Below are 20,277 nucleotides of genomic sequence, written 5' to 3'. Positions count from 1 at the left end.
TATAAAAATGTTATTGTGAGGCGCGAAGTCAAATTTCCACTGGTGCTCAGCGATACATTCGAAAAGTTTATGAATTCGCCTCCAGATGAAAATTGGCGGTTATGGTCTTCCTCCCGCATGTAGTCGTCCCCCGAAGGCCATGGCAGTTCGGAATGCTGTTCTCTTCGGTCAAGGCTGTGGAAGAGCAGGCCGGTACAGGCAACCAACCCGCCAGTGCCATGTCCAACCCCTGAACCCATGGATGTCTCAGGAGGCCCCGATGCACCTCTGCTCCATCGACCAGGCTGTCGAGCAGGTCTTGTCCCGCCTGCCAGCCCACATCCACATGGGCCTGCCGCTGGGCCTGGGCAAGCCCAATGCCTTCGTCAACGCCCTCTACGCCCGGGTGCGTGAGCTACCCGAACGGCGCCTGACTATCTACACCGCGCTGTCCCTCGGCCGCCCGCCATTGGGCGATGGCCTGCAGCGGCGCTTTCTCGAACCCTTCGTCGAGCGCGTCTTCGCCGACTACGAAGAGCTCGACTACCTCGCCGACCTGCGCAACGCCAGCCTGCCGCCGAACATCCGCGTCGAGCAGTTTTTCATGCAGCCCGGCAGCCTGCTACACAGCGAGGCTGCCCAGCAGGATTACATCAGCAGCAACTACAGCCACGCCGCACGCGACATCAACGCCAAGGGCCTGAACCTGGTCGCGCAATTGGTGGCCGCCACACCTGAAAAGCCTGTTCACCTGAGCCTTGCCTGCAACCCCGACATCACCCTCGACCTGCTGCCGATGATCTCCAAGCGCCGTGCGGCCGGCGAGACCATACTCATGCTCGGCCAGGTGCACGCCGAACTGCCCTACATGCCCGGCGATGCGGAACTGCCCATCGATGCGTTCGACCTGCTGATCGACGAGGCCGAGCAACGTCGCCTGTTCTCCACACCGAACATGCCGGTGGGCACCCAGGACCACTGCATCGGCCTGCACGCCAGCACACTGGTACGCGATGGCGGCACCCTGCAGATCGGCATCGGTGCCATGGGCGATGCAGTTGCCGCCGCGTTGCTGGCCCGCCAGGGTGACAATGCAGGCTACCGCGCCTTGCTCGACGAGCTGGATACGGGCCCGTGGCATGCGCTGATCGAGCGCGAAGGGGGGCTGGGGACGTTTGCCCAAGGCCTGTACGGCTGCAGCGAGATGTTCGTCAATGGCCTGCTGGTACTGGCCGAAGCAGGCCTGCTGCGGCGCCCGGCCGATGAGCAGGGGCCAGTGGTGCATGGCGGCTTTTTCCTTGGCCCGCAGGCGTTCTACCAGCGGTTAAGGGAGATGCCACTCGAACAGCGCGCACGTTTTGCCATGACCCGTATCAGCTTCATCAACGAGCTGTACGGGCAGGAAGAACTCAAGCGACGTCAGCGCCGCGATGCGCGCTTCATCAACACGGCGTTCGCCATGACCTTGCTCGGCGCCGGGGTGGCCGATCAGCTGGAAGACGGCCGCGTGCTCAGTGGCGTGGGCGGGCAGTACAACTTCGTCGCCCAAGGCCATGCGCTAGAGGGAGGGCGCTCGATTCTGCTGCTGCGCAGCTGGCGCGAGGCAGGCGGGGAGGTGACCTCAAACCTGTTCTGGACGTATGGCCACTGCACCATACCTCGGCACCTGCGCGATATCGTGGTGACCGAATACGGCATTGCGGATTTGCGCGGGCAAACCGACAGCGAGGTGATTGCACGGTTGCTGGCAGTGAGCGATTCGCGTTTCCAGCAGGGGCTCATCGAGCAGGCAAAAGAGGCCGGCAAGCTGCCCAAGAGTTTTGAGCTGGACGCTCGCTTTACTGACAATACGCCGCAGCGGTTGGAGGCGATCAGGGCGCGGCATGCGCGGCTGTTCCCGGAGTATCCGATGGGGACGGACTTCACAGCTGAAGAGCGCGACCTGTTGCGGGCGCTGAACTGGTTGAAGAGCAAGTTCAAGCTGAGCGAGGTGCTGGAGCTGGGCAAGGCAGCGTTGGATGCGCCGGGGCCGGAGGGGTATCAAGGGCACCTGGAGCGGATGGGGCTGGGCGCTCCGCAGGGATTGAAGGAAGAGCTGTATCAGCGGCTTTTGCTGGCAGGGTTGGCGGCGACCTGAAGATTGCCGGGGCTGCTTTGCAGCCCATCGCCGGCAAGCCAGCTCCCACAGGAGTTTCACAGAGGCCGAGCCTTGTGCAGTACCTGTGGGAGCTGGCTTGCCGGCGATGGGGCCGGTACAGGCTTACTCGATGAAGCTGACCACGCCGCCTTCCAGCGACTTCACCCGGGCCAGCGATTCAACGCGGTAGCCCTGGCTGTCCAGCTCGGCACGGCCGCCCTGGAACGACTTCTCGATCACGATACCCAGGCCGGCCACGGTGGCACCGGCTTGCTTGATGATCGAGATCAGCGCCTGCGACGCCTTGCCGTTGGCCAGGAAGTCGTCGATCACCAGCACGCGGTCGCTGCTGTTGAGGTGGCGTGGCGAAATGGCCACGGTGTTCTCGGTCTGCTTGGTGAAGGAGTACACCGAGGCAGTCAGCAGGTTCTCGGTCAGGGTCAGCGACTGGTGCTTGCGCGCAAAGATCACCGGTACGCCCAGCTTCAGGCCGGTCATCACCGCCGGGGCAATGCCCGAGGCTTCGATGGTGACGATCTTGGTCACGCCGGCGTCGGCGAACAAGCGGGCGAACTCGTCACCGATCAACTGCATCAGAGCAGGATCGATCTGGTGGTTGAGAAACGCGTCGACTTTAAGAACCTGGTCGGAAAGCACGATGCCTTCTTCGCGAATCTTCTGATGCAGTGCTTCCACTGTGTTTTCCTCGATGTAGTTAGTGGTCTGTATGGCCGATTTGTAAGCCCAACTTCGGCGCCAGACTTCGTCACACTGCGTTGCCGCTCCTCGCCGTAGCTGGGCTACGACTCGTCGCGGCGCCTTGCGTGTCGAACTCTGGCACTCGAATTTGAGCTCACAAATCGGCCATACAAACCACCGTGGCCGCAAATAGCGGCAAAGTTTAAGAGTAATGGTTGATCAGCGTTTGAGCATTGCCCGGATATCGGCCAGGGCGTTGTTGCCGCGTGCGGCCTTTACTTCGACCGGCGCATCGTCCAGGCCCTCCCAGGCCAGGTCGTCCGGAGGCAGTTCGTCAAGGAACCGGCTGGGCGTGCAGTCGATGATTTCACCGTACTGCTTGCGCTTGGCAGCGAAGGTGAAGGCCAGGGTCTGGCGCGCACGGGTAATGCCCACGTAGGCCAGGCGGCGTTCCTCTTCGATGGTGTCGGCCTCGATGCTGGAGCGGTGCGGGAGGATTTCCTCTTCCATGCCCATGATGAACACGTAGGGAAATTCCAGGCCCTTGGAGGCGTGCAGGGTCATCATCTGCACACCTTCGGCGTTCTCTTCTTCTTCCTGCTGACGCTCGAGCATGTCACGCAACACCAGCTTGCCGATGGCGTCCTCGATGGTCATGTCACCCTCTTCGTCCTTCTCGAGGGTGTTTTTCAGCGCTTCGACCAGGAACCAGACGTTGCTGATCCGGAACTCCGCCGCCTTGTCGCTGGCGGTCTGCTGGCGGATCCAGTTCTCGTAGTCGATATCGCGGATCATCTCGTGCAGCGCGGCAATCGGGTCTTCCAGGGCTACCTTGTGGCGTACCCCGTCGAGCCAGTGCTTGAAGCGCTGCAAACGCTCGGTGTAGCGGGCGTCCAGGTGCTCACCCAGGCCCAGCTCCTCGCTGGCGGCGTACATAGAAATGCCGCGCTCGGTGGAATAGTTGCCGAGCTTTTCCAGGGTGGTGGAGCCGATTTCGCGGCGCGGTACGTTGATTACCCGCAGGTAGGCGTTGTCATCGTCCGGGTTCACCAACAGGCGCAGGTAGGCCATCAGGTCCTTTACCTCCTGGCGGCCGAAGAAGCTGTTGCCGCCCGACAGGCGATACGGCACCTGGTGGTGCTGCAGCTTCAGTTCGATCAGCTTGGCCTGGTAGTTACCGCGGTAGAGGATTGCGAAATCGCTGTACGGGCGATTGGTGCGCAGGTGCAAGGTGAGGATTTCCATGGCCACGCGTTCAGCCTCGGCTTCCTCGTTCTTGCAGCGGATGACGCGGATTTCGTCGCCCACGCCCATCTCGCTCCACAGCTGTTTCTCGAACGCGTGCGGGTTGTTGGCGATCAACACGTTGGCACAGCGCAGGATGCGGCTGGTGGAGCGGTAGTTCTGCTCGAGCATGACGATCTTCAGGGAGGGGTAGTCCTCCTTGAGCAGCATCAGGTTTTCGGGGCGGGCACCACGCCAGGCATAGATCGACTGGTCGTCGTCACCCACCACGGTGAACTGGTTGCGCATGCCGATCAGCATTTTCACCAGCAGGTACTGGCTGGCATTGGTGTCCTGGTATTCGTCCACCAGCAGGTAGCGCACGCGGTTCTGCCAGCGCTCCAGTACCTCGGGGTGCTCCTGGAACAGTTTGACCGGCTGCAGGATCAGGTCGTCGAAGTCCACCGCGTTAAACGCTTTGAGCGTGCGCTGGTAGTGGGTGTAGACGATGGCGGCGGTCTGCTCGCGCGGGTTGCGCGCCTTTTCCAGGGCCTCGGGTGGCAGGACCAGGTCGTTCTTCCAGGCACCGATCATGTTCTTGATCTCGTCGATGCCGTCGTCGCCGGAGTATTCCTTCTGCATGATGTCCGACAGCAACGCCTTGATGTCGGACTCGTCGAAGATCGAGAAGCCTGGCTTGTAGCCCAGCTTGTCGTGCTCCTTGCGGATGATGTTCAGGCCCAGGTTGTGGAAGGTACACACCGTCAGGCCACGGCCTTCCCCCGGGCGCAGCAGGGTGGCGACCCGCTCCTTCATCTCGCGTGCGGCCTTGTTGGTGAAGGTCATCGCCACGATGTACTGGGCACGGATGCCGCAGTTCTGGATGAGGTGGGCAATCTTGCGCGTGATCACGCTGGTCTTGCCCGAACCTGCACCGGCGAGCACCAAAAGAGGGCCGCCGACGTAGTCACGGGCTTCTTGCTGCCTGGGATTGAGTCGGGACATGCTAGAAACCGGGGGTCGCCAGAAAATAGCCGCGCATTCTAACAGGCATGGGGCGGTTGTGGCGCGACCGTCTGACGTCTGAGTCAGACTTTTGTCCGCATCATTATTAGCGCCACTAATGCTAGCAACTGAAAAAATCATATTTGCCGGCTCGTCTGGTTTCGAGCACGATGCACGACAAAATACGTCGGGATGCTACGCCCGCAAATGCATGTATAAAAGTGAAAATCATTTTCATTAATGCAGTAGCATACTGGCAGATATCGTTGCACCGTGAAGTCCTAAGGAGCCCGCTTGTCCACGCCTGTCGAACCTTTGCGTTTGCTGCTGTTGGCTGATGAGCCGCAATGGGCCGCCTTGTTGCACGCCTGCATGCCTGCCCTTAACGGCAGTGCCGTGCTGCTGACCGCGCCTGACTGGGACTCGGTCGATAGCCTGTTCAGCCATGATCGCCAGGCCGTGGTGCTGGCAACTCCGGCCTTGCAGCCGGTGCCTGGGCGCTGCGAGCTGCCAACTATTCTGCTGCTGGACCACGAGCCCGAGGTGGCGCCCAGCGCCGTCAGCGACTGGCTGGTACGCGACCAGCTCAATGCCGACACCCTGCGCCGCTCGCTGCGCCATGTGCGCGAACGCGGGGTGCTGGTGGCCACTTTGCAGCGCCTGGCCGAACAGGACCCACTGACCGGCATCGCCAACCGCCAGGGCTTCCAGGCCTTGCTGACCGCGCGCCTGGCCGAGAACGAGGGCCGTGGCATTGCCTTGGGCCACCTGGACCTGGACAACTTCCGCCACGTCAACGATGCGCTCGGCCACCAGAGCGGCGACCGCTTGATCCTGCAGGTGGTGGCGCGGCTGCAAAACCAGCTCGAAGCAGGCGACCAGCTGGCTCGCCTGGGCAGCGACGAGTTCGCCTTGCTGATCGACACCCGCCGCGACGCCAACCGTGCCGAGTGGATTGCCGAGCGCATCGTCGAGGCCCTGGCCGAACCCTACTGGATCGACGGCGAAAGCCTGCTGCTGGGTTGCAGCCTGGGCCTGGCCCATGCCCGCGCGCAGAGCGGTGCCGACCCGCTGATGTGGCATGCGCACATCGCCATGCGCCAGGCCAAGGGCAGCCAGGGCTGCACCTTCCATGTGTTCAATGAACGCATCAATCGCAACGCCCGCAGCCTTGCCGACCTGGAAAGCGAGCTGCGCCGCGCGCTGCGCCGTGACGAGCTGGAGCTGCATTACCAGCCGCGGCTCGACCTGGCCGACGGGCGCATTGTCGGCCTGGAGGCGCTGGTGCGCTGGCGCCATGCCGAACGCGGGCTGTTACCGCCCAGCGAATTCGTGCCTCTGGCCGAGCAGAGCGGCCTGATCGTGCCCTTGGGCTACTGGGTCATCTCCCGTGCCTTGCGCGACATGCAGGCGCTGTGCGAGCGCGGCCTGGAGCCGCTGCACATGGCGGTCAACCTGAGTTTCCGCCAGTTCCAGGACAGCCAGCTGCTAGCCACCCTGAGTCGCCTGATCCTTGAGCATGGCGTGGACGCCCGCTGGCTGGAATTCGAACTGACCGAAACGGCGGTGATGCGCCGCAACGAGCTGGTACGCCAGACCATGGACGCCCTCGGCCGGCTGGGCGTGCGCTTCTCGCTCGACGATTTCGGCACCGGGTTTTCTTCGTTCGTACACCTCAACAGCTTGCCGATCACTTTGCTGAAGGTGGACCGCAGTTTTGTCGCGGGAATGGAAATGCGCGAGGAAAACCGCAAGCTGGTGCACGCCATGATCAACCTGGCGCACAACCTCAACCTCGAAGTGGTGGCCGAGGGGGTGGAGAGCGAAGAGCAGCTGGCGTTGTTGCGTGGGTTTGGCTGTGATCAGGTGCAGGGCTTTTTGGTCAGCAAGCCGCTGCCGGTCGGGGAGTTGATCGATTTTTTGCTGAAGGTGCCTGGCTGTCAGTTGGATGCTGTCCTTTAGGGCCCTTTCGCGGGCACGCCCGCTCCCACAGGGACCGCACAACCCTGTGGGAGCGGGCGTGCCCGCGAAGAGGCCCTGAAGTCAGGCCGAAGCAGCAGCCCCTGCGCGCGCCACCGCCTTTCTCAAAAGCCGCTTCATCCGCCACTCAAAGCCAAAGGTCAGCGCCACCGCCGCACACGCCAGCCCCAGCGCCAGCCCCCACCAGATCCCCACCGCCCCACCGCCCAGGGTAAAGGTGAACAACCAGGCGCTCGGCGCCCCCACCAGCCAGTAGCACACCAGCCCGATCAGGAAGGTGGTCTTGGCATCTTTCAGGCCACGGATCGAGCCCATGGCAATCGTCTGCATGCCATCGAACAGCTCGAACCACGCCGCCACCATCAACAATTGCACGGCCACCTGGAAGATCGCGGCAAAGGCCGGGTCATTGCGGTCGATGAACAGCCCCACCAGCGCTTCGGGCAGCAGCAGGAACAGGGCGGCGAAGGCAAACATGATCATTGCCCCGAACCCGATACCCACGCGCCCGGCACTGCGCGCCGCCAGCAGGTTGCCAGCGCCGTAGTACAAGCCCACGCGCATGGTCACCGCATAGGACAAGCCCGTCGGCACCATGAACGCCGTGGACACGATCTGCAGGGCGATCTGGTGTGCCGCCAGTTCGGTACTGCCCAGCACGCCCATGCACAGCGCGGCGAAGGCGAACAGGCCCACTTCCACCATGTAGGTACCACCAATTGGCAGGCCCAGCCGCCACAGCTCGCGCAGGGCTGGCAGCGACGGGCGTGACAGGCCTTTGCGCAGCGGGTAGGCGGCGTAGGCCGAATGCCAGCGGATGTACAGGGCAAGGGCGATGGCCATGCCCAGCGATACCACTGCGGTGACCAGGCCGATGCCCATCAGGCCCAGCTTTGGCAGCCCGAACATGCCTTCGATCAACGCCACGTTGAACAGGTAGTTGAGCACCGTGCCGACCACACTGATCACCATCACCGGGGTCGAGCGACCCAGCGCGCTGGTAAAGCCACGCAAGGCCATGAAGGTCAGGTAACTGGGCAGCGCCAGCGGCAGCAGGGTGAGGAATTCGGCGGCCGAGGCAACGTTTTCGGGCTGTTGCCCGAACAGTAGCAGTACCGGCTCAAGGTTCCAGAGGGCCAGCGCGGCGATCAGCGCCAGGCCCCAGGCCAGCCACACGCCGTTCTGTGCCAGGCGGGTGGCACCTTCGATGTCGTTGGCGCCCTTGCGGATCGCCACCAGCGTGCCGACCGCAGCGATCACGCCCAGGCAAAAGATCGACACGAATGAGTAGCTTGCCGCGCCCAGGCCGCCACCGGCCAGCGCTTGCGGGCTGATACGGGCCATCATCAGGGTGTCGGTCAGCACCATCAGCATGTGCGCCAACTGCGAGGCGATCAGCGGCCCGGCCAGGCGCAGCAAAGCCTTGAGTTCTGTGGTGGGCGCGACATGCATGGGGTGGTCCTTTTTCCTGGGGAAAACAACGAAGGGCGATTCTGAGGCTTCGGTCAACTTTGCACAAAAGGATAAAAGCGATCCTTGGCATGAGTCTGACTCATGTATATATGCTCATTGGTGATTCGCTCCACAGTCCCGTATGGCAGGTGCCTCATGTCCCGACAGCTCCCTCCGTTGTATGCCCTGCGCGCATTCGAAGCTGCTGCACGGCTTTGCTCGTTCACCCGTGCGGGCGAAGAGCTGTCGATTACCCAAAGTGCTGTCAGCCGGCATATCCGTACGTTGGAAGAGCACTTTGCCTGCCGCCTGTTCGTGCGCAGTGGCCGCAGCCTGCAGTTGACCGAAGCGGCGCGGGTGCTGTTGCCCGGGGTGCGCGAAGGCTTTGCGGCGCTGGAGCGGGCCTGCGATAACTTGCGCGGCGAAGATGACATCTTGCGCATGAAAGCCCCATCGACCCTGACCATGCGCTGGTTGCTGGCGTGCCTTAGCCGGTTCCGCCACCTGCAACCGGGCAACGAAGTGCAGCTGACCAGCGCATGGATGGACGTCGACCATGTGGACTTCAACCAGGAACCGTTCGATTGCGCAGTGTTGCTCAGCGACGGCGTGTTCCCGGCGGAGTGGGAGGTGCGCAAGCTGTTTCCGGAGTTGCTGATCCCGGTCGGTGCGCCGGACCTGCTCGACGAAGAGCCTTGGGACGTGGGCCGGCTGGCCTCTATCGAACTGCTGCACCCCACGGTAGACAAGCGTGACTGGCGGGAATGGCTGGAGCGCATGGGGCTTGGCGACAAGGTTTCGCTCAAGGGCGGGCAGGTGTTCGACACCCTGGAGCTGGGCATGATTGCCGCTGCACGGGGCTACGGGATTTCCATGGGTGATTTGCTGATGGTGGCCGAAGATGTGGCGCAGGGGCGGTTGAGCCTGCCTTGGCCGACAGCAGTGCCCAGTGGGATGGACTACTACCTGGTATGGCCGCGCACCCGGCCGGGTGGCGAACGGTTGCGGCGCTTGAGTGATTTTCTGGCAGACGAGGTGGCGGCGATGGATTTGCCGGATGTGGAAATCCTGCCGCCTCTCTGATCGCCCGTACCGGCCTCTTCGCGGGCTCGCCCGCTCCCACACGGATCGCACAGGCTTCAATACTGTGTATTACCTGTGGGAGCGGGCAAGCCCGCGAAGAGGCCCGTACGGTTTTACATCGAACCCAGGTTCAACGCCTGCGCACAGGCCTGCAGCGAGCGGCGCTCGCTTTGCGCATACAGTGCCAGCTCATCCTGCACCGGCAGCCCGAGCGCCGCTTCGAACGCATCGCGGTTGGCATTGCTGCCGTATTCGGCCTGTGCATCGTCGCCCAGGTTGGACTGGAAGATCCCCGCCGCACTCACCGGCAGGAAGTCCTCATACACCAGCGCTTCGAAATGCACATGGCCAGCGTCGATCAGCCCTTGCAGGGTGGTCGGGCGGCCCTCCTGGCCACGCGCAGCCAGGCCTTTCTCAGTGGCAAAGTAGCGGAAGTACGCCAGGCCCTGTTCACGCATCTGCGCCAGGTCATCCGGGAATTCGGCAAAGGTATCTTTGAGCAAGGTCATGTAGCGCTCGGCATTGGCTTCGGCCGGTGCGCCACCCAGGGCGGCGCGGGTGGCGTCGAGCAGCTTGTCGTACAGCTGGCGGCCTTTCGGCGTCAGGGCCGCGCCACGTTGCTCGATCTCGCCAAAGCGCGCGGTGTGGCTGCCTTCGCTACCCTGCTGGTCGCTGAACGCGACCTTTTCCTGCAAGGCCTTGAAGCTGGTCTGGCGCAGCAGGATCGGATGGCGGCGGGTGGGCGGGCCTTCGACCACGGCCTTCGGCGGGATGCCCTTGGCCGGCATGCCGAGCTGGATCGCATCGATGTCCAGGGTGCGTGGGGTGAGGTGGTTGATGTGTGGGCCCTTGAAGGCCACCACATCGGCAATCAGGCGGTGCTGGTCGTGCAGTTGCTGGTACTGCTCGGCGGTGACGGTGGCGTCATGGTGCCAGCGGAAAGTGTGCAGCGCTTCCTGCACGAACGCTTCGGCATCGGCTGCGTTCAGGCCGCCATCGCGCTCGCACTGGGCGATCAGTTCCAAGGCGCGGGTGGTGAAGATCTGCCGCTTGGCCAGGATGCTCTGTGCCAGCTCACGCAGCTGCGGGTTGTCGATCAGCTCCAGGCGCAGCAGCGAGGTGAACACACGGAACGGGCTGACGTGCAGCGACTGCTCGTGTACTGCGCGAAAAGCGGTGGAGTGCACCGGCACGCCGGCGGAGCTCAGGTCGTAGTAGCCGACCGGTTGCATGCCCATGACGGCAAACAGGCGGGCGATAGTGGCCAGTTCTTCAGCGGTGCCGACGCGGATGGCGCCGTGGCGTTCGTGGTCCAGGCGCTCGATTTCGCCGGTCCAGCGCAGGGCTTCGGCAACCTTGGGCTGCTGGGCCATGACCTGCTGGTTGATTTCGCTCACCAGCTCCAGCAGCGTGCCGTACAGCGGCACTTCCTGTTTGTACATGAGCGACATGGCGGCAGAGAACTGCGCGCGGATGCTGTCTGGGCTGACGAAATCGTGGGCGGGCATCGCTAGCTTCCTGGTTGGGTTCGGACGCTTACATGAAAGCTGGGAATGCACTTGGCTCACAAGCGAAAAAAAGTGAGTGTGTCATTCCTTTTTTGATCGACCTTCAGGGCCATTGGGGCCGCAAAGCGGCCCCGGCAATCTCAAGGCTGAAGCTGCTCCTGAATCCACTCCACCAACGCCCGCACCTTGGGCACCTCCGCCGCATGCTCGGCATACGCCAGGTAATGCGCCCCGGCACTGCGCATCGCATGGCTCCACGGCACCACCAGGCTCCCTTCCGCCAGTTCCTTCGCCGCCAGGTAACGCGGCACCAGCGCCACCCCGCAACCGGCCTGTGCCGCGCTCAACGCCATATAGAACGTATCGAAGCGCGGCCCGTGGTAGGCGCTGACGCTCTGCAATCCCAGCTCCAGGAACCACTCATGCCAGGCCTCCGGCCGCGAAGTGCTTTGCAGCAGCACCAGGTCGGCCAGGTCTGCAGCATCGCCCAGCGTGCGCCCGGCCAGCAGCTCCGGCGCACACACCGGCACTACTTCCTCACGGAACAGCTCCACGCAGGTGGCCCCCGGCCACGTGCCTTGGCCATAGAAGAACACCACGTCCGCCGAGCCCTGCAGCAGGGCGAACGGCTCCATCTCGTTGCGGATGTCCAGGTGGATGTTGGTGTGGCGTTTGCCAAAACCCTTGAGGTGCGGGATCAACCAGCGCACGCCAAAACTCGGTTGAGTGGCTACCTTCAATATCTCGGTCTGCTCGCCGTAGGTGAGCACGTAGCGGCTGGACATATCCACCTGGGTGAGGATCTTGTTGACCTCGGCCAGGTACAGGCTGCCGGCTGGGGTCAGTTGCAAGCGCCGCCGGATGCGCAGGAAAAGGTGGTGGCGCAGCATGTCTTCAAGCTGCGCCACCTGCTTGCTGACGGCGCTCTGGGTCAGGTGCAGTTCTTCGGCGGCACGGGTAAAGCTCAAATGGCGGGCTGCAGCTTCAAAGCACTGCAGGGCGGTCATGGATGGCACCAGGCGTTTGGACATAGCGGTCTCTGCGGCTCAAATCATTACCTGACGGAATGATATGCGGAATAAAGGTCGTTTGTTGTACCTATGTGATCGGATTAATACTGATCCACATCATTTTTCCACCCCATCACCGATGTAGGAGATGCACAAATGGTTGCTGGATTGCTCGAGCGCCTTGGCGTTGCCGCCGAGGCTTATACCCAGGGCGACTACCCTGTTCACACGCCGATCGACGGCAGCCAGATCGCCTCGGTGAAACTGCTCGGCAAGGCCGAGACCATCGCGCGCATCGATCAGGCCCAGAGCGCTTTCGACGCCTGGCGCACTGTGCCGGCCCCGCGCCGTGGCGAACTGGTGCGCCTGTTCGGTGAAGTGCTGCGTGAGCACAAGGCCGACCTGGGCGAGCTGGTCTCGATCGAAGCCGGCAAGATCACCCAGGAAGGCCTGGGCGAAGTGCAGGAAATGATCGACATCTGCGACTTCGCCGTGGGCCTGTCGCGCCAGCTGTACGGCCTGACCATCGCCTCCGAGCGCCCGGGCCACCACATGCGTGAAACCTGGCACCCGCTGGGCGTGGTTGGCGTGATCAGCGCCTTCAACTTCCCGGTCGCCGTCTGGGCCTGGAACACCGCCCTGGCCCTGGTGGCCGGTAACTCGGTGGTGTGGAAACCGTCTGAAAAGACCCCGCTGACCGCCCTGGCCTGCCAGGCGCTGTTCGAAAAAGCCCTGAAAGCCTTCGGCGACGCCCCGGCTGGCCTGGCACAACTGGTAATCGGTGGCCGTGAAGCCGGCGAAGCCATGGTCGATGACCCGCGCGTACCGCTGGTCAGCGCCACCGGCAGCACCCGCATGGGTCGCGAAGTCGGCCCACGTGTGGCTGCCCGCTTCGGCCGCAGCATCCTCGAACTGGGCGGCAACAACGCCATGATCCTGGCGCCGAGCGCCGACCTGGACCTGGCCGTGCGCGGCATCCTGTTCTCGGCTGTCGGCACCGCCGGCCAGCGTTGCACCACCCTGCGCCGCCTGATCGTGCACCGCTCGATCAAGGACGAAGTGGTTGCCCGCGTCAAAGCCGCCTACGGCAAAGTGCGTATCGGCGACCCGCGCAAGGACAACCTGGTGGGCCCGCTGATCGACAAGCTGTCGTTCGACGCCATGCAGGGCGCGCTGGCCAAGGCCCGCGACGAAGGTGGCCAGGTGTTTGGTGGCGAGCGTCAGCTGGCCGACCAGTACCCGAACGCCTACTACGTGTCGCCTGCCATTGCCGAAATGCCGGCGCAGAGCGACGTGGTGCGCCACGAAACCTTCGCCCCGATCCTGTATGTGCTGGCCTACGACGACTTCGAAGAGGCCCTGCGCCTGAACAACGAAGTGCCACAAGGCCTGTCGTCGTGCATCTTCACCACCGACATCCGTGAAGCCGAGCGCTTCCAGAGTGCTTCGGGCAGCGACTGCGGTATCGCCAACGTCAACATCGGTACCAGCGGCGCCGAGATCGGCGGTGCGTTTGGTGGCGAGAAGGAAACCGGCGGTGGTCGTGAGTCGGGTTCGGATGCCTGGAAAGGCTACATGCGTCGCCAGACCAACACCGTGAACTACTCGCGCGAGCTGCCGCTGGCGCAGGGTATCGTGTTCGACTGATTCGATGCTACATGGCCGGGGGCAAAGCCCCCGGTTCGCGGCACAAGGCCGCTCCTACACAGGCATCGCGATCTCCTGTAGGAGCGGCCTTGTGCCGCGAATGGGCTGCGAAGCAGCCCCAACAAGAACAAATTGCTGGAGCCGGCCATGTCCGAACTGCGTCAAGAATGCTTGTGGGAATTCGTCAGCAAACCGACCGTTGCCGCCCAGGCCCTGGCCGGTGAGCACAAGGCTGATGTCTGCGTGATCGGCGGTGGCATCACTGGCCTGTCGGCGGCCATCCACCTGCTCGAACAGGGCAAGTCGGTGATCCTGCTTGAGGCCTGGAAGATCGGCCACGGTGGCTCCGGGCGCAACGTCGGCCTGGTCAACGCCGGTACCTGGATCCGCCCCGACGACGTCGAGGCCACCCTTGGCCAGAAGCAGGGCAGCCGCCTGAACAAGGTGCTTGGCGAAGCCCCGGCTGAAGTGTTCGCCATGATCGAGCGCCTGGGCATCGACTGCCAGGCCCAGCACAAAGGCACGCTGCACATGGCGCACAACGCCACCGGCATCGCTGACCTCGAGGCCCGCCACGAACAATGGCGCCGCCGTGGTGCCGACGTGGAGTTGCTGACCGGCACCCAGTGCCAGGAATACTGCGGTACCAACAAGATTTCCGCCGCGTTGCTCGACCGCCGCGCCGGCACCATCAACCCCATGGGCTATACCCAAGGCCTGGCGGCTGCCGTGGCGCGCCTGGGTGGCAAGCTGTTCCAGCAGTCTTCGGTCGAAGGCCTGGAACGTGATGGCGATGGCTGGCGGGTGAAGACTGCGCGTGGCTCGGTGCGCGCCGACAAGGTGGTTGTTTCCACTGGCGCGTACACCGAAGGCGACTGGAGCAACCTGCAGAAGCAGTTCTTCCGTGGTTACTACTACCAGGTGGCGTCCAAGCCGCTGCAGGGTGCCGCGGCCGACAAGGTACTGCCACATGGCCAAGGCTCGTGGGACACCCGCACCGTGCTTAGCAGCATCCGCCGCGACGATCAGGGCCGCCTGCTGCTCGGCAGCCTGGGGCGGGTCGATAACAAGCCAGCGTGGTTTGTGCGCAGCTGGGCAGACCGTATCCAGAGCCACTACTACCCGGAGCTGGGCAAGGTCGAGTGGGAAATGCACTGGACCGGCTGTATCGACTTTACCCCTGACCACCTGATGCGCCTGTTCGAGCCGGCGCCAGGGTTGGTTGCGGTTACGGGTTACAACGGGCGGGGCAACACCACGGGTACCGTAATCGGCCGTGCGTTTGCGGAGTTTCTGCTCAAGGGTGACGCGGACAGCCTGCCGATTCCGTTCTCGCCAATGAGCGGCGTGAGTGCGCCTTCGCTGCGGACCGCGTTCTACGAATCCGGCTTCTCGCTGTACCACGCGGGGCAGTGCCTGAGGGTTGTGTTGTAAGTACTGGCCTCTTCGCGGGCACGCCCGCTCCCACAGGAATCGCGCAGATGCTGAAGCCTGTGGGGTTCTTGTGGGAGCGGGCATGCCCGCGAAGAGGCCGGCCAGATTTACTTGTGCAACCAGCTGAGGAAGCCGCCTTTCTTGATCAGGGTTGGCTTTTGCAGCAACAACGACTCTCGGCTTTGCCGCCGGAACCGCTGCAGTTTGCTCAACGCCGTCTGCACCTCGCCACGCTGCTGCAAACAGCTCTTCACCTGGTCCTTTTCGATGCGGTACAGCACGCAACCGGTCAGTGTGCGGAACTCGGCGAACGAGTCATCCTCATCGATGATCCCCTCGATCCCCAGCACCTCACCCGGCCCCATGCGCCCAGCCTCGATCCGCTTGTCGCCATCACGCACCGACGCCGACACCACCCCGCTGCCAATCACCAGCAGGTGCTCGGAATGCTCACCCACGCCCAGGATCACCTGGTCCGCCAGGTACTCCACCGCCGTCATGCGCTGGCTCAGCGCGTCACGCTCCTCATCGCTTAGCGAGCGGAACACCCGCACTTCGTCCAGCACCTCGCGCTGGCGGCTGCGCGGCGGCAGGGCCAGGTCCACGTTCCACATCACCCCGCTGGCCTCCAGGTGCCGGTGGGCAAGGTCGAACAGCTGATTGCGTGCGTCGCCCTTGGTGCCCGCGTCGGCCACGAAGCCGCTGGCCTCGTACTCCACGGACTCCAGCGTCGAGGCCTTCACCGTCACCTTCGGCTTTGGGGTCGCAAGAATGGCACTCACGCCCTGCAAGGCCTTTTCCAGCGCATCGAACACCCGCTTGGGCCGCACCTTGGCCGGCACCACCACGCTGATCGACACCCCATGCACATCGGCCGGGCGGCTGTGGTTGAGCAGCCGCGCCTTGGCCGCGACCGAGTTGGGTATCACCGCCAGGCTGCCGGTGCCGGTCAGCAGCCGCGTGGCGCGCCAGTCGATGTCCAGCACCTTGCCTTCGGTGCCGTCGATGGAGATTGAATCGCCAATCTGATAGGGCCGCGTGGTGTTCAGCACGATGCCGCTGAACACGTCCGCCAAGGTGCTCTGCAACGCCAGGCCGATGACGATGGCCATCACCCCGGACGTAGCCAGCAAGCCCTTCACCGGCAATTGCATCACATAGCCCGCGGCAGCCACTACAGCGACCAGAAAGATCAACGCCCCCAGCACATCCTGCAGCAACCGCCCGCCATGGCTGCCCCGGGCCACCAGCAGCAGGCCGAACACCACCGTGACCGTGCGCGCGCCAAACAGCCACCAGCCGATGGCCAATACCGTGGCCATGAGGTTGCGCGAGACATCGTCGGGCCAGGGTGGCGGTTGCAGCGGGCTCATGCCGGCGGCCACCAGCACCGAGCTGAACAGCAGGAATATCACCAGCCGCGTGCCGATGCGCCAGGCACGGCGCTGCATGGGGATGACTTGCCAGAGCACGAGGTCGAGCAGGATGAGGGTAGTGCCGAGCAACAACGGGGACGACTGGATGAACGCCAGCATGGTGGTCTCGGGGGTGAGGGGAGGGCTGTGGGTAGTAATAGAGCAGGTTTGCCGGGCAGGCAATGCAAGCCTGTGCTGGCCCCTTCGCGGGCTTGCCCGCTCCCACAGGTAAAGCGGTGGTTGTGAATCTTGTGCGATCCCTGTGGGAGCGGGCGAGCCCGCGAAGAGGCCAGCAAAACTAACGCCAATCTATCGTTCCTAAAACAGAACGCTAAAGCCAAAAACCGCTATCTACCGCTCCAAAGGTGATGGTTTTAATCTTCTCCCATCAACGCGAAACACCCAACTTACTGAAGACATAAACCCTTAGGAGCAACCACCATGACCAACTTCAAATACAACCGCCTGAACAAAGACGACGCTGCCGTACTGCTGGTCGATCACCAGGCTGGCCTGCTGTCGCTGGTGCGTGACATCGAACCGGACGCTTTCAAGAACAACGTGCTGGCCCTGGCTGACCTGGCCAAGTTCTTCAACCTGCCGACCATCCTCACCACCAGCTTCGAGCAAGGCCCCAACGGCCCGCTGGTCCCCGAGCTGAAAGCCCTGTTCCCGGATGCGCCGTACATCGCTCGCCCCGGCCAGATCAACGCCTGGGACAACGAAGACTTCGTCAAGGCAGTAAAGGCCACCGGCAAGAAGCAGCTGATCATCGCCGGCGTCGTGACTGAAGTGTGTGTTGCTTTCCCGGCCCTGGCGGCCCTGGAAGAAGAGTTTGATGTGTTCGTGGTGACTGATGCCTCCGGCACCTTCAACGCCATGACCCGCGACGCCGCCCACAACCGCATGAGCCAGGCCGGTGCGCAGTTGATGACCTGGTTCGGCGTAGCGTGCGAGCTGCACCGCGACTGGCGCAACGACGTTGAAGGCCTGGCCGCGCTGTGCTCCAACCACATCCCGGACTACCGCAACCTGATGACCAGCTACAACGCCTTCAACGCCGGCAAGTAAGCCGACGTCCCCGGGCACCGCCAGTCGGTGCCCGCCAAGGCCAGCACACCCATCCAATCCTCCGCCCGTTCACCGTTGCACAGTGGATGCGGGCAAGCTCATCCAAAGGAACGCCGATGAACACTGCACTCCAGGACAACCGTGAAGTGGTGACCGTATGCCTGCAACACCAGGTTCTCGCTAGCCCGACGGGCGCCACGCCGGCCCAGCCGCCGCGCTGGAAGCAGGCGCTGCTGACCTACCTGGTGATCTGCCCGATGACCATGATCATTCCGCAGCTGCTGGCGCCGCTGTTCGCACGCTTTCCGCAGGTGGGCGGCCCGATCACAGGCAACCTCATCGTCAACCTGTTCGTCATCCTGCCCGTGGTGTTCTACATCATGCCTTGGGTAACCCGCCGCTGTGCCAACTGGCTGCGCGGGCAGCACAAAGTATGAACACGGCTAACCTTCTTCAACCCACCGCACATCCATCCAAGCCCTGACCGTGCATCAACCGGCATGCTTCGCAGTCGCCCTGCCGGCCCCAGTCGGAGAAGCCTATGTCCCAGGACCGCAACGACAAGACCCGTCGCCAGTTCCTCGCCACCAGCACCGTGCTCGGTGCCGCCGGCGCGCTCTGGTCTGCATTGCCCTTCGCCGGCCAGGCCGGTTCCGCTTACGCATCCATCCAAGGAGGTTCCATGACCGCTGACCTGATTCTGTTCAATGGCAAACTGCACACCGTTGACCGCGAAAAGCCCACCGCGACTGCTGTCGCCATCAAGGATGGGCGCTTCATCGCCGTGGGCAACGACGCCGAGGCCATGGCCCACAAGGGCACTAGCACGCAGATCATCGACCTCAAGCAGCGCACGGTCATCCCCGGCCTGAACGACTCGCACCTGCACCTTATCCGCGGTGGCCTGAACTACAACCTGGAGCTGCGCTGGGAAGGCGTGCCGTCGGTGGCCGATGCCCTGCGCATGCTCAAGGACCAGGCTGCGCGCACGCCCACCCCGCAGTGGGTACGCGTGGTGGGTGGCTGGAACGAATTCCAGTTCGCCGAAAAACGCATGCCAACCCTTGAAGAGATCAACCAGGCTGCGCCCGATACCCCGGTGTTCCTGTTGCACCTGTATGACCGTGCGTTGCTCAACCGCGCCGCGCTAAAGGCTGTCGGCTATGACAAGGCCACCCCGAACCCGCCGGGTGGCGAAATTCAACGCGACAAGTTCGGCAACCCGACCGGCATGCTGATCGCCCGCCCGAACGCGATGATCCTCTACGCCACCCTGGCCAAAGGGCCGAAGCTGCCGCTGGAGTATCAAGTCAACTCGACGCGCCAGTTCATGCGTGAGCTGAACCGCCTGGGCCTGACCAGTGCCATCGACGCCGGTGGCGGCTATCAGAACTTCCCTGACGACTACTCGGTCATCCAGGAGTTGGCCGACAACAACCAGCTGACTGTGCGCATCGCCTACAACCTGTTCACCCAGAAGCCCAAGGAAGAGCTGGACGACTTCAAGAAGTGGACCTCCAGCGTAAAGCTGCACAGCGGCACCGACTTCCTGCGCCACAACGGCGCCGGCGAAATGCTGGTGTTCTCCGCCGCCGACTTCGAGGACTTCCTCGAACCGCGCCCGGACCTGCCACAGACCATGGAAGAAGAGCTGGAGCCGGTGGTGCGTCACCTGGTCGAGCAACGCTGGCCGTTCCGCCTGCACGCCACCTACAACGAATCGATCACGCGGATGCTTGACGTGTTCGAGAAGGTCAACCGCGACATCCCGTTCAACGGCCTGCCGTGGTTCTTCGACCACGCCGAAACCATCACCCCGCAGAACATCGAGCGCGTGCGCGCCTTGGGCGGTGGTATCGCCGTCCAGGACCGCATGGCCTTCCAGGGTGAGTATTTTGTCGACCGCTACGGCGCCAAGGCTGCCGAGCAGACCCCGCCCATCAAGCGCATGCTCGACATGGGCGTACCGGTGGGTGCCGGTACCGATGCCACCCGCGTGTCCAGCTACAACCCGTGGACCTCGCTGTACTGGCTGGTCAGCGGCAAGACCGTCGGCGGCATGGAGCTGTACCCGGAAGGCCTGGATCGCGATACCGCACTGCAACTGTTCACCCAGGGCAGTGCCTGGTTCTCCAGCGAGCAGGGCAAGAAGGGCCAGATCAAGGTGGGCCAGCTGGCCGACCTGGCGGCGCTGTCGCTGGACTTCTTCAGTGTCGATGAAGAGGCGATCAAGGGCATCGAGTCGGTGCTGACCATCGTCGATGGCAAGGTGGTGTACGGCGCTGGCGAGTTCGACAGGCTTGGCCCGCCGCAGGTGCCGGTACTGCCGGAGTGGTCGCCAGTGGCCAAGGTGCCGGGGCACTGGCGCGTCGGTACGCCATCGTTGGCAGCCGCCGTGCACCAGTGCAGCGGGCCATGCGGCGTGCATGCGCACAGCCATGAAAAGGCCCGGCATTCGAGTGTGCCGGTGAGTGACTTCCAGGGCTTCTGGGGTTCGCTGGGTTGTTCCTGCTTTGCTTTCTAAGCTGCTTTGCCTGGATAAATGACGGCCGCTTCGCCGGACAAGCCCGCTCCCACAGGTTCACCACCCATCCCGAGGGCAGTGGGGTAACTTGTGGGAGCGGGCTTGCCCC

Annotated in this window: 14 protein-coding genes; 8 read left to right on the top strand and 6 right to left on the bottom strand. The window is 63.5% G+C overall.

The window, feature by feature from the left end:
- The first annotated feature begins 259 nt into the window (after positions 1 to 259).
- Positions 260 to 2,116 carry an acetyl-CoA hydrolase/transferase C-terminal domain-containing protein gene (locus tag PP4_RS26855; RefSeq protein WP_016502211.1) on the top strand — a complete coding sequence of 619 codons (1,857 nt, stop codon included), beginning with the start codon at positions 260 to 262 and terminating at the stop codon, positions 2,114 to 2,116.
- A 123-nt stretch (positions 2,117 to 2,239) separates the two neighbouring features.
- On the opposite strand, the gene PP4_RS26850 is transcribed toward PP4_RS26855, so the two are convergent.
- Together PP4_RS26850 and rep are read right to left on the bottom strand one after the other, a co-directional pair.
- On the bottom strand, positions 2,240 to 2,812 hold the full coding sequence (locus PP4_RS26850; protein ID WP_003253535.1) for a xanthine phosphoribosyltransferase: 573 nt from the start codon (positions 2,810 to 2,812) through the stop codon (positions 2,240 to 2,242).
- 222 nt (positions 2,813 to 3,034) lie between these two features.
- Positions 3,035 to 5,044 (bottom strand): DNA helicase Rep, encoded by a 2,010-nt coding sequence (gene rep, locus PP4_RS26845; protein WP_016502210.1) that lies wholly within the window; start codon positions 5,042 to 5,044, stop codon positions 3,035 to 3,037.
- Between the two features lie 294 nt (positions 5,045 to 5,338).
- Between rep and PP4_RS26840 the strand changes: the two genes are divergently transcribed.
- Positions 5,339 to 7,006, top strand: a complete 1,668-nt coding sequence (locus PP4_RS26840; RefSeq protein WP_016502209.1) for a putative bifunctional diguanylate cyclase/phosphodiesterase — start codon at positions 5,339 to 5,341, stop codon at positions 7,004 to 7,006.
- A gap of 81 nt (positions 7,007 to 7,087) precedes the next feature.
- On the opposite strand, the gene PP4_RS26835 is transcribed toward PP4_RS26840, so the two are convergent.
- On the bottom strand, positions 7,088 to 8,476 hold the full coding sequence (locus tag PP4_RS26835; RefSeq protein ID WP_016502208.1) for a NorM family multidrug efflux MATE transporter: 1,389 nt from the start codon (positions 8,474 to 8,476) through the stop codon (positions 7,088 to 7,090).
- Between the two features lie 156 nt (positions 8,477 to 8,632).
- On the opposite strand from PP4_RS26835, the gene PP4_RS26830 reads away from it, so the two are divergent.
- The gene (locus tag PP4_RS26830) at positions 8,633 to 9,559 is read left to right on the top strand and encodes a LysR substrate-binding domain-containing protein (RefSeq protein ID WP_016502207.1); all 927 of its coding nucleotides are present in this window, start codon (positions 8,633 to 8,635) and stop codon (positions 9,557 to 9,559) included.
- Positions 9,560 to 9,672: 113 nt separating this feature from the next.
- Here the strand turns inward: PP4_RS26830 and hglS are convergent, their stop codons facing one another.
- Positions 9,673 to 11,067: a 2-oxoadipate dioxygenase/decarboxylase HglS gene (gene hglS, locus PP4_RS26825; RefSeq protein ID WP_016502206.1), complete on the bottom strand. Its 1,395-nt coding sequence runs from the start codon at positions 11,065 to 11,067 to the stop codon at positions 9,673 to 9,675.
- Positions 11,068 to 11,207: 140 nt separating this feature from the next.
- Positions 11,208 to 12,098, bottom strand: a complete 891-nt coding sequence (locus PP4_RS26820) for a LysR family transcriptional regulator (protein ID WP_016502205.1) — start codon at positions 12,096 to 12,098, stop codon at positions 11,208 to 11,210.
- Between the two features lie 135 nt (positions 12,099 to 12,233).
- Between PP4_RS26820 and amaB the strand changes: the two genes are divergently transcribed.
- On the top strand, positions 12,234 to 13,724 hold the full coding sequence (amaB, locus tag PP4_RS26815) for an L-piperidine-6-carboxylate dehydrogenase (protein ID WP_012274799.1): 1,491 nt from the start codon (positions 12,234 to 12,236) through the stop codon (positions 13,722 to 13,724).
- A 147-nt stretch (positions 13,725 to 13,871) separates the two neighbouring features.
- Positions 13,872 to 15,158, top strand: coding sequence for an L-pipecolate oxidase (gene amaA, locus PP4_RS26810; protein ID WP_016502204.1), 1,287 nt, complete (start codon positions 13,872 to 13,874; stop codon positions 15,156 to 15,158).
- A gap of 107 nt (positions 15,159 to 15,265) precedes the next feature.
- On the opposite strand, the gene PP4_RS26805 is transcribed toward amaA, so the two are convergent.
- Complete coding sequence (locus tag PP4_RS26805; protein WP_016502203.1) at positions 15,266 to 16,693, bottom strand: mechanosensitive ion channel family protein; 1,428 nt, start codon at positions 16,691 to 16,693, stop codon at positions 15,266 to 15,268.
- A gap of 321 nt (positions 16,694 to 17,014) precedes the next feature.
- Between PP4_RS26805 and ycaC the strand changes: the two genes are divergently transcribed.
- The 3 genes from ycaC (at position 17,015) to PP4_RS26790 (ending at position 20,168) form a co-directional block, all read left to right on the top strand.
- On the top strand, positions 17,015 to 17,644 hold the full coding sequence (gene ycaC, locus PP4_RS26800; protein WP_016502202.1) for an isochorismate family cysteine hydrolase YcaC: 630 nt from the start codon (positions 17,015 to 17,017) through the stop codon (positions 17,642 to 17,644).
- A gap of 116 nt (positions 17,645 to 17,760) precedes the next feature.
- Positions 17,761 to 18,081, top strand: a complete 321-nt coding sequence (locus PP4_RS26795; protein ID WP_016502201.1) for a hypothetical protein — start codon at positions 17,761 to 17,763, stop codon at positions 18,079 to 18,081.
- Between the two features lie 245 nt (positions 18,082 to 18,326).
- A complete protein-coding gene (locus PP4_RS26790; RefSeq protein ID WP_162471789.1) occupies positions 18,327 to 20,168 on the top strand; it encodes an amidohydrolase in 1,842 nt (613 codons plus the stop codon).
- Positions 20,169 to 20,277 lie beyond the last annotated feature (109 nt).

It is taken from the genome of Pseudomonas putida NBRC 14164 (assembly GCF_000412675.1).
Taxonomy (GTDB): Bacteria; Pseudomonadota; Gammaproteobacteria; order Pseudomonadales; family Pseudomonadaceae; genus Aquipseudomonas; species Aquipseudomonas putida.
This window is presented reverse-complemented; position numbering and strand designations above follow the sequence as displayed.